Raw genomic sequence first — 20,460 nt, 5'->3', positions numbered from 1 at the left:
ATTTTTTTTCTTTTATCTTATTGATAGTAAGTTTCGAAGTAATGAAGCGGTTTTGCCTTTTAGGTTTATTTCAGCTGGGAGTTGTTGCTTTGCGGAGATTTATATTACATTTGTACCCTTGAATTTTATAAATAAATAAAGAAAATAAAAGTGTTATGTTGAAGACAATCTTGTCTATTTCGGGAAAACCCGGGTTATACAAATTAGTTTCACAGGGTAAGAACATGTTGATTGTAGAGTCTTTAGTTAATGGAAAACGGATGCCTGCGTATGCAAAGGATAAGATCACCTCTTTGGGCGATATTGCCATGTATACGACTGACGGCGAGGTTCCTTTGGCTGATATTCTGACTGTGATGAGAGAGAAGGAGAATGGAGAGAAAGCTTCTGTGGAAGCTTCCGCCCAACCGGATGTACTGCGTGATTATTTTGCCGGCATTCAGCCGAATTTTGATCGTAGCCGGGTTTATCCAAGCAATATAAGCAAGTTGATCACGTGGTACAATCTTCTGATTGGAGCCGGAATTACAGAATATAAAACGGCCAACGAAGAGAAAGCGGCTCCTTCCGCCGAAGAGAAATAGGAAGAAATAGCACTATTATCATACAAATAGCCGGTCGTCCGCTTTAAATGCGATGATCGGCTATTTTATTATCGGAGGATGTGAATGTAAAACACCCTTATTTATCTCTATCCAGATTCATGATCTTCAAGGTAAAGATACTGTTGGGCAACTCAAATGCCTCTTTTATACAACGTGTCAAAGCATACATCACATCTTCGTATTCGCCAAACACATGCGTAGACATACTGTTCGGTTTCACCGTAATCTTATCTTCTTTCTTCAGATCCGCAATAAATGCCTTTACCGGAGCTTTGAATTCCTCTTTGAGGGGATAATAACTAATTTCAACAGAGACTTTCATATTCCTTTTTTCTTATTAACCTATTCCGCTCCGGTTTTGTTCATCCGGCATCAGAAAAGGGGATGGTCTACTTTTTCATCCGAGAGGGCAAGTCTGATCACTTCCGTGATGTCATCGACATAATGGAAGGTCAGCCCGGACAGATAGTCGGGATTGATGTCATCGATATCTTTCTTGTTGTCTTTGCACAGAATCAGATTCGTGATGCCGGCGCGTTTTGCTGCCAGTATCTTTTCCTTGATGCCACCGACCGGCAAAACTTTTCCGCGTAGCGTAATTTCCCCCGTCATCGCCAAGTTCTTGTTTACTTTCCTTTGCGTGAAGGAAGAAACCAGAGAGGTAACCATTGTAACTCCTGCACTGGGGCCATCTTTCGGAATAGCCCCTTCCGGTACGTGGATGTGGACGTTCCAATTCTCAAATAACTCTTCGTTGATCCCGAATTGGTCAGCGTGGGAATGGACGTATTCCAATGCCAGAATGGCGGACTCTTTCATGACATCCCCCAGATTACCCGTGATTGTCAGCTTCGATCCTTTTCCTTTACTCAGGCTGGATTCGACAAACAGGATCTCTCCGCCAACCGTAGTCCAGGCCAATCCGGTTACGACGCCGGCATAGTCATTACCCTGATATTTATCACGTGTATATTCCACTTGTCCCAAATAGTCGACCAGATCCGCCGGTTTGATTGTCACCGGCGTGAATGACGATTCGTCGGTAGCCAACTTTCGTGCTACCTTTCTCATGATTTTCGCTATTTTCTTATCCAATTCACGGACACCGCTTTCACGGGTGTAAGATTCTACGATGGCTTGTAACGTCTTCCTGGGTATCGAAATCTGTTTTCTGGAAATACCATGAGCTTCTATTTGTTTAGGAACCAGGTGATGGGTGGCTATTTCCACCTTCTCTTCCAGAATGTAGCCGTTCACTTCGATTAACTCCATCCGATCCAACAACGGCTGGGCGATCGTATTCAGGTCGTTTGCCGTGGCGATGAACATCACCTTGCTCAGGTCATAATCAATGTCCAGATAATTGTCATGGAAAGCATTGTTCTGCTCCGGATCAAGCACTTCCAATAGAGCGGAAGAGGGATCTCCCTTAAAATCGTTGCTGACCTTGTCGATTTCATCGAGAACAAATACCGGATTCGAAGTGCCGGCTTTCTGTATGTTCTGGATAATACGTCCCGGCATCGCGCCGATATAAGTACGGCGATGGCCGCGGATCTCCGCTTCATCGTGCAATCCGCCTAATGAAACCCTCACATACTTACGGTTTAATGCCTTGGCAATCGATTTCCCCAAAGATGTCTTACCGACTCCCGGAGGGCCGTATAGGCAGATGATCGGGGCCCGCAGGTCGTTTTTCAGTTTCAATACGGCCAGGTGTTCGATGATACGTTCTTTTACCTTTTCCAGTCCATAATGGTCATGATCCAGTACTTTCTGCGCATGCGTCAGATTGAAATTGTCTTTGCTGTATTCTTCCCACGGCAGATTGATGATCGTTTGCACATATTGTGTCTGCATGGAATAGTCCGGAGACTGGGGATGCAGGCGCTCCAGCTTGCTGAGCTCCTTCTCAAATGTTTCGGCAACGGCGGCCGGCCATTTCTTTTTCTTCGCCTTTTCACGGAGTTCCTTTATTTCCAAATCATTGATATTGCCTCCCAATTCCTCTTGGATGGCCTTCATCTGTTGTTGGAGGAAATATTCCTTTTGTTGCTTATTGATATCTTCTTGTGTCTTAAGTTGGATAGATGCCTTCAACTCAAGCAACTGATACTCCCGGTTCAGGATGAATAGCAGCCGGTAGGCACGGTCTTTCAGGTCGCCGATCGACAGCAGCTCTTGCTTTTCGGAGGCGCTCGTCAGGATATTGCAACACGAGAAATTGATCAGATAGATCACGTTCTGGTTATTACGTATCGAAAAAACCAGATCGCGCGGAGGGTCGGAGATTGCGTGAAGCATCTTGATCGTCAGATCCTTGATCGTGGAGATCAAGGCCTCGAATTCACGATCGCTTTTACCCGGCATGGTCTCCGTCATTTGCGTGATCCTCGCTTTCAGATAAGGTTCCGTAGCGGTGACTTCGTTCAGCAGGAAGCGCCTCTTCCCCTGTAAGATGGCGGTGGTTGTACCGTCCGGCATTTCGAGGATGCGGATCACCTCCGCTATGACGCCGATGTTGAAAAGATCTTCCTGTTCAGGTTCTTCCGTATCTTTTTCTTTCTGGCAAACTACGGCAATGAGTTTTTTCTTTTGTACGGCCTCTTTGATCAACCGCAAGGATTTGGGCCGCCCTACCATGACCGGCATGGCTACGCCCGGAAAGAGAACCATATTGCGGAGCGGAAGCAAAGGAATTTCACTTCCCAATTTTTCCAAACCGTCGGAGAAATCGTCATCGATATCACATTCGGTCAGGATGGGGACTACCATTCCTATGTTGTCGTCCATGTCGTCATAAGTATCTTCGGGAAGCATTCTAAGCTTGTTTTTTTTCATTGCGTATGTATATTCTTGTATTTATTGATAGCTTGGACAAAATATGTGCCAAAGTTACAGCTTTTATGTCAAAAACCGTTTACTTTTGCAAGATCGTATGGCGAATTCGTATTTTCAGTTTAAACAATTTCTGATTCTGCAAGACCGGTGCGCCATGAAAGTGGGAACGGATGGTGTTTTGCTCGGAGCATGGACAGAGGCCGCAGGAGCCGCCCGTATCTTGGATATCGGCACCGGTACGGGGTTAATCGCTTTAATGTTAGCCCAGAAAAACTCCCATGCCCAAATCGACGCCATCGACATTGACGCTGATGCCTGCGAACAGGCTGCCGGTAATGCGCTCGGCTCTCCCTTTGCCGGCCGGATCCGGGTGCATTCCCTTTCCCTTTCCGAATATGCCGAAACGAATAACAAGCGTTACGATTTAATCGTTTCGAACCCTCCTTATTTTGTCCGTTCCCTGAAAAGCCCGGAAGAAAAAAGGAGTCTGGCGCGACATAACGACAGCCTGTCTTTATCCGACCTGATACGCCTCGGACGTTCGATGCTCACGGAAGAGGGGAAAATCTCACTGATCCTGCCGCCTGCGCTTTATGAGGAATTGTTGCTATTGCTTCCCGCCCATGTGCTGTCGATCCGGCGCCTGACCGAAGTGGCCCCCGTTCCCGGAGCCGTCCCCAAGCGTTATCTCGTGGAACTTTCCCCAAAGCAGGCGGATGATCCGGTTGAAACGAACCGGTTGGTGATAGAGGAGAAAAGGCATCAGTATACACCGGAATATATCCGGCTGACCAAAGACTTCTACCTGAACATGTAATCAGGGGCGGGTATAGATGAAAGTCGAAATTACTTTTTCGATCTTTACCTGGTCCGGATTGGGAACGTCTATATCTTCCAGTGTGTCCGCATCGTATTCGCTCGTGTTGTCCGATACCAAAGTCAACGTCTTCCCGGAAATCATATAATTATATCCATCGAAATCATCTTCGCCAGGAACAATTTCCGTGTAGATAATCAGCGAATCGCCGGTAAGGTCGTATGTAAATTCAAATTCGAAGGAATCATTCATTTCCTTGACCTCAGCCAAGGAAGTTCCCGTCCCGTCCTGCCGGAAGGTAAGGGTACCCATCGGAGCGTTTACAATATCATCCTTGATAATGCCCGTAGCGGTAGGATCGCTTGTTTTTATATCCACTTTGGTTTTTACATACTTCCATGTACCTAATAGCGGATTATCCTCCGAATAGGCGGATATCTGACTATTAGCCTGTGTAAAAAGGTATAACAGGAAAAGCGAAAGCATAAATTTAGCCATGGCTGATTCATTTAAACGGATCAAATAATTGGGTGCAAAAGAAGTTAAAAACCTTTTCTTTACAAAATATTTTACCTCTTTTTATTAAGTAACTTTAGAAATTATTTTCTTTACCCCTCCGCTCTTTATAACTTGATGATAATCAATTGGAATATTTGCTGACGGATGGCCTTTCTTTCGACCCGTTACGATTCCAATGTCCGTTCATGTCGGCTGGGAATGCCTCTTATACGATCGGGTATATCCTTCTTAAGGAAAAGTAATACCCGATAGAGTTACTCGGTACAGGCGATTGCCTGTTTGTGTATTGGGAAACTAATATTCTCTGGCTGGGAAAAGATCTTTCTCTGGTCAGTAAAAGATCTTTTCCCGCCCAGAGAAAGATCTTATTACGGCGGGTGAAAATTGACTTGTCAGTACTTTACGAGGCAAACGAATTTACCCATTTGTTCGGCGGAGTGTCTTCACTCCGTAGTGTTGGAAGTAAAGCTCCCGCTTTGCCTATCCTTAAAAAAGGAGAATCATTGCGAGGCGGGAGCCTCGCTTTTATCACCGACGGAAGCGGGAGCTTCCGCCGAACATAACAGGAGTTTAAAAGCAAAACGATTATAGGTGTAGACTATATCCGCTTGCTTCCGTCGAACATAACAGGGGTTTAAATGCAAAATCATTATAGGTGTAGGGCAATTCAAGCTCCAAGGTGCCGTTTCGTTCCGAGTTTAAATGCAAAATCATTATAGGTGTAGGCTATATCCGCTTGCTACCGTCGAACATAACAGGGGTTTAAATGCAAAATGATTATAGGTGTAGACTATATTCGCTTGCTTCCGCCGAACATAACAGGAGTTTAAAAGCAAAACGATTATAGGTGTAGACTATATCCGCTTGCTTCCGCCGAACATAACAGGGGTTTAAATGCAAAATGATTATAGGTGTAGACTATATTCGCTTGCTTCCGCTGAACATAACAGGAGTTTGCCTGAGTACTTTATCTAAAAATCAGTAACTATCATAACAATTTGTATTCTTTATGGGTTCCAATTTTCTTTGAAATCTAATTCCAGTTGGAAGGCATCCCCTAACTTGGGGAGGTCGTTGTTTTTGATAGTGAGGCCGATCAGGCGGACTTTGGGGGTGAGCGAAATATCTGCCAGCAGTTCTGTACCGTTTTTATATAACGAATCGTAGTCCGTGACGGGGAACTGGAAAGAGCGGCTGCGGGTGATCGTACGGAAGTCGGCATACTTGATTTTCAATGTAACTGTTCGTCCCTGGAAAGAATGTTTGTTAATTCGCCGGATGACATCCTCCGCAATTTCCTTGAGTTGCTCCTTCAGGACGTCAATGGAATCATAATCTTCCGCAAAGGTCGTTTCGGCGCCGATCGACTTATGGATCCGGTTCGGTTCTACCTGCCGGTCGTCAATGCCCCGGGCATGCTGGTAGTAAATCATGCCTGCCTTGCCGAACCAGGCGGCGAGCTCTTCTATCGAATGCTGCTTCAGGTCGAACCCATTGTGGATGCCCAGTTGATGCATTCTTTCGGCCGTCACTTTTCCGATGCCGAAAAAGCGTTCGATCGGAAGCTGCTCGAGAAACGGTTCCGCATTCCGCGGCTTGATCACGAAGAGTCCGTCCGGTTTCTTGACATCAGACGCGATCTTTGCCAGAAACTTATTGAAAGAGACGCCCGCCGAAGCGGTCAGCCCGGTTTCTTTATAAATACGTCCCCGGATTTCTTCGGCGATGCGGGTAGCTACTTGCATCTGTTTATGGTTGACCGTTACGTCCAAAAATGCTTCATCCAGGGACAAGGGTTCGACCAGGTCGGTGTAATCGAAGAAAATCTGCCGGATCTGCCTGGAAACGGATTTATAGACCTCAAAGTGTGCCGGGACAAAAAGAAGATGCGGACATTTCCGGAGAGCCGTCACCGACGGCATTGCCGAATGGATGCCATAACGGCGCGCTTCGTAACTGGCGGTGGCAACGACACCCCGCGCGCCGGGATAACCGACAGCGAGCGGCTTACCCCGGTATTCGGGATGATCCCGCTGCTCGATCGAAGCGTAAAACGCATCCATGTCGATATGTATGATCTTTCTCATTCGTTCCGCCCGAAAAACAAATTATCCTGCAAGAAAATAAAAATTTCCCACAGGACAATTTACGAATAGCTATTTTATTTTTTCCGCTTATTTATCGAATATAGAGCGGGCGATTCCGAGTTCTAATCCGCGAAGTTCCGCTAAGCCTCTCAGGCGGCCGATGCAGGAATATCCGGGGTTCGTCTTCTTTTTCAAATCGTCGATCATCTGGTGCCCATGGTCGGGACGGAAAGGAATGGAGCATTGGCGGCGTTGTTGCAGTTCAAGGAAAGCCTTCATGACTCCGTATATATCCACGTCGCCTTCCAGATGGTTGGCTTCATAGAAGTTACCCTCGTCATCCCGTTGCGTGCTCCGCAGATGAACAAAGTTCACCCGGTCGCCGAAGCGTCTCATGATTCCCGCCAGGTCGTTATCGCTCCGCACACCGAAAGAGCCGGTGCAAAGGCAAAGCCCGTTGCTTTCGTTCGGGACGGCTTCAACCAGTTTCCGGAAGTCATCCTCCGTACTGAGAATGCGCGGCAAGCCGAGGATAGGGTAGGGAGGATCGTCCGGATGGATCACCAGGTGAACGCCTGCCTCGTCCGCTACCGGAGCTATTTCGCGAAGGAAATAGATCAGGTTGGCGCGAAGCTTCTCGGCGTCGATGTCTTTATAGCGGTCCAGAGCTTCCTGGAATTGTTCGATGGTAAAGCTCTCTTCCGATCCGGGAAGCCCGGCTATCATGTTGCGCGTTAACTGATGGCGTTCCGCTTCGCTCATGCCGTCGAACCGTGCTTTGGCTTTCTCCTTTTCAGCCTCGGTGTATTCTTTTTCCGCACCGGGGCGCTTCAGAATAAACAGATCGAATGCGACAAAGGCGGCGCGTTCGAAACGAAGCGCCTTGGAGCCGTCGGGCAGGGTATAGGCCAAATCCGTACGAGTCCAGTCCAATACCGGCATAAAGTTGTAGGTAACGATCTTAATGTCGCAAGCGCCCAAGTTACGCAGGCTTTCTTTGTAATTCTCAATATAACGTTGGAAATCTCCCGTTTGCGTTTTGATATGTTCATGTACCGGCACGCTTTCGACAACGCTCCAGCGGAGCCCGGCATCTTCAATCAATGCCTTGTGCTTTTTGATCTCTTCTACGGTCCAGACTTCCCCGTTGGGGATATGATGCAGGGCGCTCACTATACCGGTGGCTCCCGCTTGGCGGATATCCCACAGGCTTACCGGGTCTTTCGGCCCGTACCAACGCCACGTTTGTTCGGATAGATACATATAGTTTCTTTATTTTATGGTTATTAAATGGAAAAGGCGTCAAAACCTCCGTCGATAGGAGTGATGGTGCCGGTTACGAATGCGGAAGCATCGCTTGCCAACCATTGGATGGTGCCCAGGAGTTCTTCCGGTTGTCCCAAACGGGCAAAAGGCGTATGGGCGATAACCGTTTTGCAGCGATCGGTCGGAGTCCCATCCGGGTTGCTCATCAGCGTGCGGTTTTGTTCCGTCAGGAAGAATCCCGGGGCAATCGCGTTGACACGCAAGCCTTCACCGAATTTGCGGGCCAATTCCCCTGCCATATATTGCGTAAAGCTGTTGATTGCCGATTTGGCGCATCCGTAGCCGACGACACGGGTCAGCGGGCGTAAAGCCGATTCGGAAGATATATTGATGATACTTCCTTTCTTTTGTTTGACCATCGCATCGGCGAAGACCATAGTCGGCAAAACCGTACCGAAGAGGTTCAGGTCGACTACTTTCCGGAAAGCTTCGATGTCCAGGTCAAAGATGGTTTTATCCGGCGGAATTGTCGCCCCGGCCATATTCCCTCCGGCAAGGTTGATCAATACGTCGATACGGCCGTAGGCACTTATAATTGCTTTCCTGTTTTCTTCGAGCAATTCTTTCTTCAACACATCGGTCGTAAGGAAGAGCGCTTCTCCGCCGTCGTCCTTGATTTCTTTAACGAGTTCTTCGCCTCGTTCGGCATTCCTGTCCAACACGACTACCCGTGCACCTTCGCCGGCCAGATACTTGGCCATGCTGCTCCCTAAGATTCCGCATCCTCCGGTCAGAAGGATTACCTTTTCTTTGATACTAAATAAATTTGACATTTCTTAATTAGATTATATGTAATTATTATAATAATGTACGTTTTCCTTCATCAGGATATCCATCGGCATATAATTGATTCCATCCACTTTCTCTTTCAGGACCAAATGCCGGAATAAGGCTTTCACGCTGTTCAGTCCCTGTACTTCCGGCCGTTGGGAGATCAGATGACTTACGAAACCGCTGTCCAGGCAGGGTATATTGGCGTCTACGATATCGTATCCGATCATTTTGAAATGCTTCAGCGAAGGATGCGACTGAAAATACCGGGATAGAAAATGTACCCTTGAGTTGAAGATAATCCCCGCCTGTACTTGCGGATGCATTTCGAAAAAGCGATCTAAGATCTGATCGTTTTTCTCTTCATCGTGGGAATCGAGATGAACGGTAAATATATGGCCTTTGTGGTTATGTTCGACAAGGTATTGCTGGAAGCCCGCCCTCCGGTTTGTGATCTGGGTCGATACCGTGTTCTGGTTAATATGGAAGATCAGGATATCATCCGCCGGTTTTGTCTGTTCGGATAGCAATCGTCCTGCAATAAAGCCGGAGATGAATGAATCCGTCCCGTAATAAGCCAGGCTGTTTGTATTCTCTATATAAGAATCGATCATGACGTAAGGGATCTCCCTCCGGTCGAGTTCCTCCATGAGCCGTATACAACTGTTTCTGAAAAGCGTGGCAATGATGACTCCCTCGTAGGTGTCTTCTTTAATCTCATCGATCAGCCGGTCAAAGCTGCCGTTGTCATATTGGTCGAAATATTTCCTGATGACTTCGATGTTGTAGTAGTGCAGTTCGCTTTCCGCCTTGTCAATGCCACTGCAGACCTGCGACCAATAATCTCCCGCTTCAAAGGAAGGCGTAAGTGTCAGAAAGCGATAGTTTTTTTTTAGGGCAAGCGACCGGGCAATCATATTCGGTTGGTAATCGATTTCCTTAAGGACTTTTTCTACTTTTTTCTGAGCCTCTTCGGACACTCTGCCTCTTTTATGCAAAATCCGGTCGACTGTACCCGTCGATACGCCGGACAGCTTCGCTATATCTTTGATTCTATAGTGTTTCATTTTTAATTATTGAGGTTAACCGTTTATCGACACAATTAATTTATATTATCTTGTGTTCGCACACAACAAATGTATAAAAGTATTTTGAATCGACACCAAAAGAAAGGAAGTAATCCGGGAAAGATATATTTTTTAACAAAGAAGCCGTTCACTTTTATTGTGAATGGCTTCTGAAGTTATGAATGATTTCAGTTTTCCGCTTTCGCCAGGAAGGTTCCTTCTTCTTCCAATATCGATGCGGCAGGAGCATTCAACTTGCGGAATACATAACATGAAGCCATAAAAATTAAAGGTATGGCAACAAAAACACCGATGCCTAATGCTATAATTCCCAAGATCACAATTCCGATGCCTACCAGTAAAAGGAGAAACAAGGGGAAGACTTGTCCTTTTGTGATTGTCCAGCTCTTCTTCAGAGAATCCAGGATACCGGTATTTTCCTCCACGATAAAGTAAAAGGCAAATTGGAGCCGGAGCCCCAGGTAGATGCCGGGAATAATCAGCAAGCAGAGCCCGATAACCATGATGAGAGAGTAAAGTATGGATGTAATCATGCCTTTAAGGATCTTTCCGGATTGTTGCCCGTAGGCTGAAAATTGCGGCTCTTCCCCGTCTAAAGCCTGAAACAGGTTTTTGATGTAACCCAGATAGAAAAGGGTGGTGAAAGCGAAGGAGACAAAGTACATGACACCGCCGGTAATTCCTTTGGGAGCTCCTACTTCATTAGTCGGAGTAAATATATTCAATAGAAAATAGATGATAGTATATCCGACCAACAACCCGACTAATATCCAAATTTGCTCTTTTAAGCTTTTCCAAGCTGCTTTAAGTGCCTCAGAAATGACTATTTGTTGCTTCATTTTTGTGATTGTTAAAGATTTAAAACGGATATAAAAGTAATTGTTTTTGTTTTTCCGGCAAACTTTTATGCAATAAAAAAGGAGATTCTTTGCAGAACCTCCTTCATTTATTTAATCTATCGGTTTAGAGAGCATTGATCTCCTTCAAAACATTGTTTGTCTTGCGGGTTGCATCTGCACTCTTGGCAAACAATTCTTTTTCGGCATCATTCAGGTCCAAAGAAATGATCTTTTCGATACCGTTTTTACCTAATACAACCGGTACGCCGATGCAGATATCGGATTGTCCGTATTCTCCTTCCAGATAAACGGAGCAAGGAATTACTTTTTTCTGGTTGTGGATGATGGATTCAACGACATAAGCTCCCGCCGCTCCCGGAGCATACCAAGCGGAAGTTCCCAGCAGGCCGGTCAGGGTGGCGCCGCCTACCATCGTTGCTTTCACTACCTCGTCCAGTTTCTCGGCGCTCAACAATTGGCTTACCGGAACACCTTTGTAGGTTGCCAGGCGAGCCAGAGGAATCATGGTCGTATCTCCATGGCCGCCGATTACGATACCTTCTACTTCGTTTGCGTTAGCTCCCAAAGCCTGAGACAGGTAATATTTGAAACGTGAGCTGTCCAATGCGCCGCCCATACCGATGATCCGGTTCTTAGGCAAGCCCAATGACTTTAATGAAAGGTAGGTCATGGTATCCATCGGATTGGAAATCACGATCAGGATAACATTGGGAGAATATTTCAAGATGTTCTGTGCGACACTCTTTACGATTCCTGCATTTACACCGATTAATTCTTCACGCGTCATACCGGGCTTACGGGGAATACCGGAGGTAATTACTGCTACATCGGAGTTTGCCGTAGCTGCATAATCGTTTGTTGTACCGATAAGAGTCGTATCAAAACCTAACAACTGGGCTGTTTGCATGATATCCATTGCTTTTCCTTCGGAAACGCCTTCTTTGACATCCAATACGACGACTTCGTCTGCAACCTCATTGAATGTAAGAACATTTGCTAATGTAGCGCCTACGTTACCGGCGCCTACTACTGTTACTTTAGACATGATCTTTTTAATTTATAATGTTTTACCTTGAAATAATCTTTTATTCCTTAAAACCTCCACAAAATTACTACGTATTCTTTAATAAAGAAATATTTCCGTATATAATTTTGCCAATCATTCTTAAAAATCGATGAGAGACTGTTTAAATTTTATCGGATCCCTTTTTCATGCCGGATATAGAAATGGATTGGGATATTCTGATGTTTGCCGGTTTTCTACTCAACGTACAAAACCAGCCCCTTGAGGTATTCTCCCTCCGGGTGATAGATGTTGACCGGATGGTCGGCAGGTTGCGTCAGTTGGTGCAACACACGTACCTTGCGCCCGGCTTGTGCGGCGGCACTGAAAATCGTCAGCCGGAAATTCTCTTTGCTTACGACCTGTGAGCAGGAGAAAGTAAAGAGAATGCCTCCCGGTTTTATTTTCTCAAAAGCGATTGCATTCAGTTTGCGGTATCCCTGCAGGGCGTTTCTCAATACATTCCGGTGCTTGGCGAAAGCCGGAGGATCGAGGATGATCAGATCGTAATTGCTCCCCATTTTCTCCAGATATTTGAATGCGTCTTCGGCAAAGGCTTGATGCCGGGGATCGTCGGGAAAGTTCAGGGCTACATTTTGGTTGGTCAGGGCGATTGCTTTGGCCGAACTATCTACCGAATGAACGACCTTGGCTCCTCCGCGCATGGCATAGAAGGAGAATCCTCCGGTGTAACAGAACATATTAAGCACCGAACGGCCTTTGGCATAAGCCTGAAGGAGCGCACGGTTCTCCCGTTGGTCGACAAAAAAGCCGGTTTTCTGTCCTTTGCGCCAGTCCACATAGAACTTTAGCCCATGTTCCGTCGCAATGCCCTCTCCGCCATTTTCTCCGTACAGATAACCGTCTTCGTTTCCCAGATCGGCTTTGAAGGGCAATGTGCTGTCCGATTTATAATAAATGGCTTTCAATGTGCCACCGAGTATGCGTATCATCGATTCGGCAATTTCCTTCCGTGAGAGGTGCATGCCTATGGAATGAGCTTGCATGACTGCGGTCTGATCATAGATATCGACCACCAGTCCCGGCAAATTATCCCCTTCTCCATGGATCAACCGGTAGGTGTTGCCGTCACTTGCGCCGACCAGCCCGATGGCTTTCCGAAGTGCGTAGGCTGCTTCAATCCGCTGATCCCAAAAGGCGCTGTCGATTATGGTAGGCTCGAAGGATAAGATCCGGATCGCAATGCTCCCGATCTGATAATGCCCGACGCCGAGGAATTGCTGGTTCGCGCCGATTATTTCGACGATCTCTCCTTCTTCCGGTTCTGCGGAACATGAGGCGATGGCGCCGGAGAAAATCCACGGATGAAAGCGGAGAATGGACTCTTCCTTCTTCGGTTTTAGATATATCTTTTTATAATTCATTGGGGTAAATTCAGGAACTTATAGATTCGCAAGCAGGCCCAGGCATCCAACGCAGCATACTTCTGCTGCGCTTCGGTAAGGAAACCGGATTCCCAATTGCTCAGACGAGCTCTTTTTGATATTTTCTTTTTAAACAGGATTGCATAGATCTTTTGAAGACTGGCGTCGTCGATGCCGTATTGGCTGACATAATTCTGAAGATCCAGGAAATTGACCGGTTCTATGTTGGTACGCTTGCGCAATGCATTGAAGTCATCCCTAAGCGAAAGCCCGATCTTCTTGACGGACATGTCTTTCAGGAAAAATTCCAGCTCTTTCGGCATACCGAGCAAGTTTAAGCGGAAAAGATAGCAAATCTCTTCCGTCGAGAGTTGGATTAATGCCACCTGATGGGTTTTTCCTTTGGCAAAGGTCGGACGGGTTTCCGTATCGAATCCCACTTCCTTACTGTCGGTAAGCACCTTGATAGCGTCCGGAACCTGGTTCTCACGTTCGACGACAATAATCTGCCCGGGAAATTCTTCTATCGGCAGGGAAGCAATCTCTTCTTTCTTTATGGTGTTGATATAGTGCATTAGGCTAATTCTTCCTCATTGGTTTTCAACTCGAATTTTTCGTCGTAGCGGATCGAATGCAAGGCTTTTAAGGCGTTCAAAAGTTTTTGCCCCCAATATTGACGGAAATTCTCCAGACACGAGGCCATTGCTTCTTCCATCGCCTCGTCATATCCCTGGCGGAAAATAGAAACAAAATTACCGATATCCTGATACAAATCCGCTATATCTTCCGAAATGAAGGCGGCGATAGGACTGTCACTGTATTTCATATCCGATTGGAAAGTGTCCAGATAGGTATCCTTTTCTTCAAGAAGGGTTGCAATACGCTCTCTTACTTGGTTATACATCTCTTCCGTTATATAAAGTTCGGGAAAAGCCTCCCGGTTCAGGGGATAAACTTCCGGTAAAAGCGTTGCCTTCAGATATAAAAGAGGAAGCAATTTAACGGTCTTATCAACGAAAGTGAATTGATTTAAAGAGGGAAGTGTCTCGACAAAAGAGCAAAACTCCAATGCTACAGTCACAAATTCGATTGTATTTTTGTTATATATCGGACTCTCTTCCTTTTCCATTTTAAGTTAAGAATTTGTAGAACACTATTTTTCGTTTCGTTTGCAAAAGTAAGAAATTTATTGCTTTGTTGTTGTATAACCGACGTAAATGCGGTGGATCAAATGGCAGAATATCCGGTAAGGTTTAGTTAAAAAAGATGAAAGTTATGTTTTATAGCATATTTTTGAAAAACTTGTTGTATATTTGCAGTGAATTAAAGGAGAAGAGTCTCCGGATTTAGATTAATAGGTTATTTAAAATTAGGTTATCATGACAAAAACGAATGAAATGAATCGTCATTTAGCTAAACTGCGTTATTCGCTTGGTCGGTACCAGGCTGCAGGTAACGGGTTTATGTGTCAACAACTCAGTACGCAAATACGTCGTATGATTGCTGGCGATTTGAATTTAAGTTCTGCAAAGAACTGATTTTTGTGAAGTATTTATCCTATCGGGTCATTTGGACTGCGATAGGGATCTAAAGAGGTTAGGCTCTTACGTCAATGAGGTTGCGTAAGCGCCTTTTTTGTTGCCCTAAAGTCAAAAAAAATAGAGTCAAAATATTTTGACCCTATCTTATTTCTATCCTTCGCGTAAGGAGGAACCCAGTTTACATCAGAAACCTCCGATCCAGCGTACGTAAGCAAAGTCCATACGGTGGGGCAGCTTATCGTTTTTCGGGTAAACACGTACCCCGAGTTTCAGCCGGCCGGCTTCAACCGGAGTCGTCTTGATTTCAAAATATAGTTTGGAACCTTCTTCTTTTACCAACGCAAACGGTTCGGCAATAATAAATTCGGTCTGATTATTATCCGGATTCTCTTTTGTATAAACCAGATCGATTCCCAGCATCGCCTTCAATTCTTTTCGGTCGATTACGATATCGGCTTTATATTCTTTACCTACGACGGCCGAGGAAAATAATTCGTTGTCATACGTAAAGGACTCCACTTGGAAACTGTCCCAATGGGTGACCACTTCTTCTTTCCAGGCAGTGATATCCTTAGCCTCCGCATAATTATTCTCTTTCAGAAGGGTGGAACGCGTTGCCAGCTTATTATAGAAACGATTCAGATAGTCGTCGAGCATGCGTTTCATCGTGTAGTCCGGCGCTATTTCCGAAATGGAGCTTTTGATGTACTGGATCCATTCGGGAGAATATCCCTTGCTGTTCTTGGCATAGTAAGCCGGGATGATCTCGTCTTCCAGCGTATGATAAATCGTAGCGGCATCCAACTGATCCTGATACTGCTGGTTTTCATAAGTCCGTTTGTCCGTTAAAGCCCAGCCGGCACCTTCGCGGTAACCTTCATACCACCATCCGTCCAGAACGGAAAAATTAAGCACTCCGTTCATTTCCGCCTTCTCACCGGAAGTTCCGGAAGCTTCCAACGGGCGGGTAGGGGTGTTCAGCCAGATATCCACGCCGGAGATTAAACGCCGTGCCAACCGCATATCGTAATTCTCAAGGAAAAAGATCTTACCGGAGAATTCAGGCCGGCGGGAAATCTCAACTATATGCTTGATCAATCCTTGTCCGCCTCCGTCCGCCGGATGCGCTTTCCCTGTATAAACAAACTGGATAGGATATTTTTCGTTATTGACTATTTTGGATAAGCGATCTAAATCGGTAAACAATAGGTGCGCCCGTTTGTAAGTAGCAAACCGGCGGCCGAAACCGACCAGCAGGGCGTTCGGATTAATCTTTTCCAACAGGCTGACCACCTGGGAAGGATTTCCCTGATTCTTCAACCAGTTTCCTCTGTATTGGTCTTTGATATAGTCGATCAGTTTATTCTTCAACATCTTGCGGATGTTCCAGATCTCTTCGTCCGGCACTCGCTGGATAGCCGACCAGATCTTTTTATTCGATTGGTCATTAAGAAAGTTCTTGTCGAAAATCCGGTTGTAATATTTCTTCCATTCGGTCGCTGTCCAGGTCGGCATATGGACGCCGTTGGTTACGTAGCCTACATGTAGTTCTTGGGGGAAGTATCCTTTCCATACGGGGGCGAACATCTCTTGGGATACCCTGCCGTGCAATTTGCTTACGCCGTTCGCTTCCTGGCAGGTATTCAAGGCAAAAGTACTCATGGAGAATTTTTCGTTCGTACCGGGGTTGGCGCGTCCCATATCGATGAAGTCCTGCCAACTGATACCCAATTTAGCGGGGAATTCGCCCATGTATTTGCCGAACAGGCTTTCTTCAAAGTAATCATGTCCTGCAGGTACCGGCGTATGAACGGTATATAGGGCGGAGGCGCGAACGACTTCCAATGCCTGGTTGAAAGTTAAACTTTCTTTCTGAATATAGTTCACAAGCCGTTGCACATTAATCAAAGCGGCATGTCCTTCGTTGCAATGATAGACTTGTTTCTGGATCCCCAGCTTATCGAGCAGGAGGATGCCTCCAATGCCCAGCAGATATTCCTGTTTCATCCGGTTCTCCCAGTCCCCTCCATAGAGCTGGTGGGTGATGGAGCGATCCCATTCGCTGTTGGAAGGGATATCGGTATCCATTAAATATAAAGGAACCCGCCCTACCTTTACAACCCATACGTTTGCGTAGACAATCCGTCCCGGATAAGGGACTTCCAGAATCATCGGCGTTCCATCGGGCGTTAAGACCTGCGTCAGCGGAAGGGTACTGAAATCCTGCGGTTCGTAATTGGCGATCTGCTGTCCGTCCATGGACAGAGTTTGGGTAAAATAGCCGTAGCGGTAAAGGAAGCCGACGGCTACAAGATCCATATGGCTGTCGCTGGCTTCTTTCAGGTAATCGCCGGCCAGTACGCCCAGGCCCCCGGAATAGATCTTTAATACATTGGTCAGGCCATATTCCATGCTGAAATAAGCAATGGATGGTTTGGTCTTATCCGGCGCTTCGTTTATGTATGATTTGAACAGTTTATATACTACATCGATTTCCGCCATCAATTCTTCATCGGCCAGAATTTCCTCAATGCGTTTATGTGTCAGGTTTTGTAAGAGAAGAACAGGATTACCTTCGGTCGATTTCCATAAATCAGGATCCAACTTACCGAACAATTTTGCCCCTTCGTAATTCCATACCCACCAGAGGTTGGTGGCTATTTCCTGAAGTCGTTCTAATTGAGGTGGAAGTTTGGAATGGGAATAAACGACTTTCCACGTAGGTTCGTTTGTGTTATTAACCTTAATTTTCATAATTATAATCTGTTATTTTTTGTCTTTTTCCGTATGAGTATTGTCGTCTAATGATACAAATATAAAAATCTTTTCATGAAACGACGACTGTTTCTCGTTTATTTCTTTTCCTTGTGTTCGAGAGTGCTGTGTCGAAGGCTTGGTAATAGTAAAGGATAAATTCTTTCCATTCGGCTTTGGAGGCCAGGTCGAAACAGCGCTTTCTTATCTGTCCGGCTTGTGCCTGGTCTTTGCTCAAGGAAAGCAGATCCTTTGTAATATGATTGACCACATCGAAATAGTTGAAGTCGGTACGGTCGATGACAGATACGCCGTCATCGATATTATAGCCGGAAACGATACTTTTTGCCCACAGACCGAATCCGGATAAGTCGGTTGTAATTGTCGGAATGCCGAAGGCAATACTTTCCAGCGGGGTATAGCCCCAAGGTTCGTAGTAGGAAGGAAATACGGTCGCATCCATTCCGATCAGCAAGTCATAATAGGACTTGTTGAAAAGACCGTCTTCCCCGTTGAGATAACAGGGGACGAAGATGATTTTGAGCCGGTCTGTCGATGTATTGGTGAAGCCCAGTTGGCGGATATAGTTGATGATTCGGTCTTCCTCCATCCGGTTCAGCCAGTGCGTAGCGAACGGCATCTGCAGGGGATGATCCTGGCGTATATCTTTATTTATCAACTCATTCAGGTCTGATCGGGCAGCTTTAACCCATCCCGGAACCATGAGGAACGCTACGGCGTCCCGTTCCAGTTCTCCGCCCGTACGAAGGGCGTTCATCGAGGAGATAAAGACATCGATGCCCTTATTCCTGTATTCATAGCGGCCTCCGGTTGCAATCAGGAAAGTATCCGGAGAGAGCGTACAGCCGCAAAGTTTCTCCGCCACATTAATTAATGTATCCCTTGCTTCCCGGCGTTTGGTTTCATACTCTTTGCCGACGGGTACAAAATTAGGTTCGAAGCCGTTCGGGGTTACCAACGCCTCTTTCTCCAGCAGTTGCTTGCATTCATAGGCGGTAATTTCGCTTACTGTCGTGAAGCAATCCACGTGGCGGGCGGCCTGTTTCTCTACGGAATGTTTGGCTTCCATATGGAGTTCCTTTGCCATCTGGTCGCCGTTATATTCATTCATGTAAGCATATAAGGGTTTTCCGTTGCCGGCGATGGAGCGTCCGATGGAAGTCGCGTGTGTCGTAAAGACCGTTGCGATCCCGGGAAGATGTTTCTTCACATAAAGGGCTCCCATGCCGAGCATCCATTCATTGAAGTGGGCTATTACCTTCTTCTTTTGCAACCGGTAGTGGTTGTGGAAGCTTTCGATGGCCTTGCCGACGGCATAGGCAAAAAGGCAGGAATCGTCGTAATCGCCGTATGCTTTCGAAGAATCCACTCCGAAAGATTCCCACATTGAATAATAGAGTGCATTCTTTTTATTCAAAAAGAGTTTGTAATCAACCAGAAGTACGGGAGGTGTTCCGGGAACTTTCCAGCGTCCGATCCTTATTTTCAAATGTTCTTCTTTAACAAGCGCATCCCGCCAGGAAGTAAAAAGCGTCATGTCTTCCGTGAAATCGGCCGGCATATGACCTAAGTCGGGACCAATGAAAATTACTTTGTCGGTGAATTTCTCCTGCAGGGTGTACGCTTTGGTAGAGAGTACGGTATAAATTCCGCCTACCTTGTTGCAGACTTCCCAACTACTTTCAAAAATATATTCAGGCGTTATCATATGGCTTGTTAAAATATATAGGCCCTCATTCTCATCTCATTAAATAAACGGGGCCAGGAAACGGAGGTCAAAGATATCTTATTTTTTTTGTTAATTCGTTAAACAATCTATAATTAACCCTTAAATATTATTTAATGGCGAAAGAAGCACATTGTCAATTTGACAGCCATTGTGTAGTCTCGGCAAACAATGCTATCTTTGCACATTGACAAAATTAGAAATATGGCAAATAAAAGACTTTTAAAGAAAGAAATAAGCGCAATATCAGACGCTTTGTTTGCGGAAGCGCTGTTTTCTATCTTGCAAAGACCCGAATCGGATAAGGAAAAAGGAGAACAATTACTGTCGCGGATTGTCCGCCTGAACGAGGAATTTGTACGCAGGGCGCACCGTCCGTCAGGTAACGGGAACCGCTCAATAGTAAAGCAATACTACCGCAAGTTGGTTGACGACCTGGTTGTTGAGGTAGAATCGATAGCCGGGGAAATCAATGAACTTAGTGGAATAAAAGAAGCGGAAGCATGAGCCGGATTCTTGCAAAAACGATCCTCCGCCTTTTCGGTTGGAGGATAGGTTCGGTGGGGGATGACGTGAAAAAGTGTGTGATTTGTGTGGCTCCCCATACGAGTAACTGGGACTTTATTATCGGAAAATTTTTCTATTGGGCGATCGGCAGGAAAGCTAATTTCCTGATAAAGAAAGAATGGTATTTTTTTCCATTCAACCTTCTTTTTCATATGATTGGAGGTATTCCTGTAGATCGTGGGCAACGCACCTCCACCACCCAACAGATGGTCGAGGAATTCGGCAAACGTAATTATTTCCAGTTGGCCATTACCCCTGAAGGAACACGTAAGAAGACGGATGACTGGAAACGAGGATTCTATTTCATTGCCCTGGAAGCCAATGTGCCCATCCTGTTGGCTTATATCGACTATGATCTTAAGGAGGTGGGTTTTATGGGAACCTTTTATCCGACGGGTGATGCCGAAGCGGATATCCAGGAAATACGCGCCCGTTACCAGCATAAGACCGGACGCCATCCGGAAAACTTTACCAATGAATAAGCGCCAT

The 20,460-nt window shown here is 45.9% G+C and carries 19 protein-coding genes; 5 read left to right on the top strand and 14 right to left on the bottom strand.

The genetic code is table 11. From position 1 onward, the window contains the following. Positions 1 to 155: 155 nt before the first annotated feature. On the top strand, positions 156 to 584 hold the full coding sequence (locus BQ8014_RS11570) for a DUF5606 family protein (protein ID WP_080904477.1): 429 nt from the start codon (positions 156 to 158) through the stop codon (positions 582 to 584). A gap of 97 nt (positions 585 to 681) precedes the next feature. On the opposite strand, the gene BQ8014_RS11565 is transcribed toward BQ8014_RS11570, so the two are convergent. Further along, the gene (locus tag BQ8014_RS11565) at positions 682 to 927 is read right to left on the bottom strand and encodes a thiamine-binding protein (protein WP_080904476.1); all 246 of its coding nucleotides are present in this window, start codon (positions 925 to 927) and stop codon (positions 682 to 684) included. 50 nt (positions 928 to 977) lie between these two features. After that, a complete protein-coding gene (gene lon / locus BQ8014_RS11560; RefSeq protein ID WP_080904475.1) occupies positions 978 to 3,446 on the bottom strand; it encodes an endopeptidase La in 2,469 nt (822 codons plus the stop codon). A gap of 97 nt (positions 3,447 to 3,543) precedes the next feature. Here lon and BQ8014_RS11555 point away from each other — a divergent pair, with 97 nt between their 5' ends. Beyond that, entirely contained in the window at positions 3,544 to 4,263 is a 720-nt protein-coding gene (locus BQ8014_RS11555) for a tRNA1(Val) (adenine(37)-N6)-methyltransferase (protein WP_080905938.1), read from the top strand. Here BQ8014_RS11555 and BQ8014_RS11550 read toward each other — a convergent pair whose 3' ends face one another. The 10 genes from BQ8014_RS11550 to BQ8014_RS11500 all read right to left on the bottom strand — a co-directional run bounded on the left by BQ8014_RS11550 (position 4,264) and on the right by BQ8014_RS11500 (position 14,491). Then, positions 4,264 to 4,761, bottom strand: a complete 498-nt coding sequence (locus BQ8014_RS11550; RefSeq protein WP_139785120.1) for a DUF5640 domain-containing protein — start codon at positions 4,759 to 4,761, stop codon at positions 4,264 to 4,266. It abuts the gene before it with no gap. Positions 4,762 to 5,789: 1,028 nt separating this feature from the next. Continuing rightward, the gene (gene dinB, locus BQ8014_RS11540; protein ID WP_080904472.1) at positions 5,790 to 6,869 is read right to left on the bottom strand and encodes a DNA polymerase IV; all 1,080 of its coding nucleotides are present in this window, start codon (positions 6,867 to 6,869) and stop codon (positions 5,790 to 5,792) included. 87 nt (positions 6,870 to 6,956) lie between these two features. Further along, positions 6,957 to 8,132: a mannonate dehydratase gene (gene uxuA / locus BQ8014_RS11535; RefSeq protein ID WP_080904471.1), complete on the bottom strand. Its 1,176-nt coding sequence runs from the start codon at positions 8,130 to 8,132 to the stop codon at positions 6,957 to 6,959. Positions 8,133 to 8,155: 23 nt separating this feature from the next. Then, entirely contained in the window at positions 8,156 to 8,968 is an 813-nt protein-coding gene (locus BQ8014_RS11530; protein ID WP_080904470.1) for an SDR family oxidoreductase, read from the bottom strand. Positions 8,969 to 8,980: 12 nt separating this feature from the next. Continuing rightward, positions 8,981 to 10,033: a LacI family DNA-binding transcriptional regulator gene (locus BQ8014_RS11525; protein ID WP_080904469.1), complete on the bottom strand. Its 1,053-nt coding sequence runs from the start codon at positions 10,031 to 10,033 to the stop codon at positions 8,981 to 8,983. A gap of 188 nt (positions 10,034 to 10,221) precedes the next feature. Then, positions 10,222 to 10,893, bottom strand: coding sequence for a DUF7847 domain-containing protein (locus tag BQ8014_RS11520; protein ID WP_080904468.1), 672 nt, complete (start codon positions 10,891 to 10,893; stop codon positions 10,222 to 10,224). A gap of 124 nt (positions 10,894 to 11,017) precedes the next feature. Next, positions 11,018 to 11,959 (bottom strand): malate dehydrogenase, encoded by a 942-nt coding sequence (mdh, locus tag BQ8014_RS11515; protein ID WP_080904467.1) that lies wholly within the window; start codon positions 11,957 to 11,959, stop codon positions 11,018 to 11,020. A 215-nt stretch (positions 11,960 to 12,174) separates the two neighbouring features. Continuing rightward, entirely contained in the window at positions 12,175 to 13,362 is a 1,188-nt protein-coding gene (locus BQ8014_RS11510; protein ID WP_080904466.1) for a class I SAM-dependent rRNA methyltransferase, read from the bottom strand. Continuing rightward, positions 13,359 to 13,937 carry a 3'-5' exonuclease gene (locus BQ8014_RS11505; RefSeq protein WP_080904465.1) on the bottom strand — a complete coding sequence of 193 codons (579 nt, stop codon included), beginning with the start codon at positions 13,935 to 13,937 and terminating at the stop codon, positions 13,359 to 13,361. The genes BQ8014_RS11510 and BQ8014_RS11505 overlap by 4 nt, the downstream gene beginning before the upstream one ends. Next, positions 13,937 to 14,491: a DUF5063 domain-containing protein gene (locus BQ8014_RS11500; RefSeq protein ID WP_080904464.1), complete on the bottom strand. Its 555-nt coding sequence runs from the start codon at positions 14,489 to 14,491 to the stop codon at positions 13,937 to 13,939. Before BQ8014_RS11500 ends, BQ8014_RS11505 begins: the two co-directional genes overlap by 1 nt. 250 nt (positions 14,492 to 14,741) lie before the next feature. Between BQ8014_RS11500 and BQ8014_RS19410 the strand changes: the two genes are divergently transcribed. Next, the gene (locus BQ8014_RS19410) at positions 14,742 to 14,900 is read left to right on the top strand and encodes a hypothetical protein (RefSeq protein ID WP_160150085.1); all 159 of its coding nucleotides are present in this window, start codon (positions 14,742 to 14,744) and stop codon (positions 14,898 to 14,900) included. Between the two features lie 186 nt (positions 14,901 to 15,086). Here the strand turns inward: BQ8014_RS19410 and glgP are convergent, their stop codons facing one another. Continuing rightward, the gene (gene glgP / locus BQ8014_RS11495; protein WP_080904463.1) at positions 15,087 to 17,657 is read right to left on the bottom strand and encodes an alpha-glucan family phosphorylase; all 2,571 of its coding nucleotides are present in this window, start codon (positions 17,655 to 17,657) and stop codon (positions 15,087 to 15,089) included. 73 nt (positions 17,658 to 17,730) lie between these two features. Then, on the bottom strand, positions 17,731 to 19,386 hold the full coding sequence (locus tag BQ8014_RS11490) for a glycogen/starch synthase (protein ID WP_080904462.1): 1,656 nt from the start codon (positions 19,384 to 19,386) through the stop codon (positions 17,731 to 17,733). Between the two features lie 222 nt (positions 19,387 to 19,608). On the opposite strand from BQ8014_RS11490, the gene BQ8014_RS11485 reads away from it, so the two are divergent. Together BQ8014_RS11485 and BQ8014_RS11480 are read left to right on the top strand one after the other, a co-directional pair. Continuing rightward, positions 19,609 to 19,911: a hypothetical protein gene (locus BQ8014_RS11485; protein WP_080904461.1), complete on the top strand. Its 303-nt coding sequence runs from the start codon at positions 19,609 to 19,611 to the stop codon at positions 19,909 to 19,911. Then, positions 19,908 to 20,453 (top strand): lysophospholipid acyltransferase family protein, encoded by a 546-nt coding sequence (locus BQ8014_RS11480; RefSeq protein ID WP_080904460.1) that lies wholly within the window; start codon positions 19,908 to 19,910, stop codon positions 20,451 to 20,453. Before BQ8014_RS11485 ends, BQ8014_RS11480 begins: the two co-directional genes overlap by 4 nt. Positions 20,454 to 20,460: the final 7 nt, after the last annotated feature.

The organism is Parabacteroides sp. Marseille-P3160, from assembly GCF_900162725.1.
Classification (GTDB): Bacteria; Bacteroidota; Bacteroidia; order Bacteroidales; family Tannerellaceae; genus Marseille-P3160.
Note: the sequence above shows the minus strand (reverse complement) of the source record. Positions and strands in the feature narration are given on the sequence as shown.

What these genes read in the sequence shown, in the direction of transcription:
- BQ8014_RS11570 (WP_080904477.1), top strand. Translation starts at nt 156, where the DNA reads ATGTTGAAGACAATCTTGTCTATTTCGGGAAAACCCGGGTTATACAAA.
- BQ8014_RS11565 (WP_080904476.1), bottom strand. Translation starts at nt 927, where the DNA reads ATGAAAGTCTCTGTTGAAATTAGTTATTATCCCCTCAAAGAGGAATTC.
- lon (WP_080904475.1), bottom strand. Translation starts at nt 3,446, where the DNA reads ATGAAAAAAAACAAGCTTAGAATGCTTCCCGAAGATACTTATGACGAC.
- BQ8014_RS11555 (WP_080905938.1), top strand. Translation starts at nt 3,544, where the DNA reads ATGGCGAATTCGTATTTTCAGTTTAAACAATTTCTGATTCTGCAAGAC.
- BQ8014_RS11550 (WP_139785120.1), bottom strand. Translation starts at nt 4,761, where the DNA reads ATGGCTAAATTTATGCTTTCGCTTTTCCTGTTATACCTTTTTACACAG.
- dinB (WP_080904472.1), bottom strand. Translation starts at nt 6,869, where the DNA reads ATGAGAAAGATCATACATATCGACATGGATGCGTTTTACGCTTCGATC.
- uxuA (WP_080904471.1), bottom strand. Translation starts at nt 8,132, where the DNA reads ATGTATCTATCCGAACAAACGTGGCGTTGGTACGGGCCGAAAGACCCG.
- BQ8014_RS11530 (WP_080904470.1), bottom strand. Translation starts at nt 8,968, where the DNA reads ATGTCAAATTTATTTAGTATCAAAGAAAAGGTAATCCTTCTGACCGGA.
- BQ8014_RS11525 (WP_080904469.1), bottom strand. Translation starts at nt 10,033, where the DNA reads ATGAAACACTATAGAATCAAAGATATAGCGAAGCTGTCCGGCGTATCG.
- BQ8014_RS11520 (WP_080904468.1), bottom strand. Translation starts at nt 10,893, where the DNA reads ATGAAGCAACAAATAGTCATTTCTGAGGCACTTAAAGCAGCTTGGAAA.
- mdh (WP_080904467.1), bottom strand. Translation starts at nt 11,959, where the DNA reads ATGTCTAAAGTAACAGTAGTAGGCGCCGGTAACGTAGGCGCTACATTA.
- BQ8014_RS11510 (WP_080904466.1), bottom strand. Translation starts at nt 13,362, where the DNA reads ATGAATTATAAAAAGATATATCTAAAACCGAAGAAGGAAGAGTCCATT.
- BQ8014_RS11505 (WP_080904465.1), bottom strand. Translation starts at nt 13,937, where the DNA reads ATGCACTATATCAACACCATAAAGAAAGAAGAGATTGCTTCCCTGCCG.
- BQ8014_RS11500 (WP_080904464.1), bottom strand. Translation starts at nt 14,491, where the DNA reads ATGGAAAAGGAAGAGAGTCCGATATATAACAAAAATACAATCGAATTT.
- BQ8014_RS19410 (WP_160150085.1), top strand. Translation starts at nt 14,742, where the DNA reads ATGACAAAAACGAATGAAATGAATCGTCATTTAGCTAAACTGCGTTAT.
- glgP (WP_080904463.1), bottom strand. Translation starts at nt 17,657, where the DNA reads ATGAAAATTAAGGTTAATAACACAAACGAACCTACGTGGAAAGTCGTT.
- BQ8014_RS11490 (WP_080904462.1), bottom strand. Translation starts at nt 19,386, where the DNA reads ATGATAACGCCTGAATATATTTTTGAAAGTAGTTGGGAAGTCTGCAAC.
- BQ8014_RS11485 (WP_080904461.1), top strand. Translation starts at nt 19,609, where the DNA reads ATGGCAAATAAAAGACTTTTAAAGAAAGAAATAAGCGCAATATCAGAC.
- BQ8014_RS11480 (WP_080904460.1), top strand. Translation starts at nt 19,908, where the DNA reads ATGAGCCGGATTCTTGCAAAAACGATCCTCCGCCTTTTCGGTTGGAGG.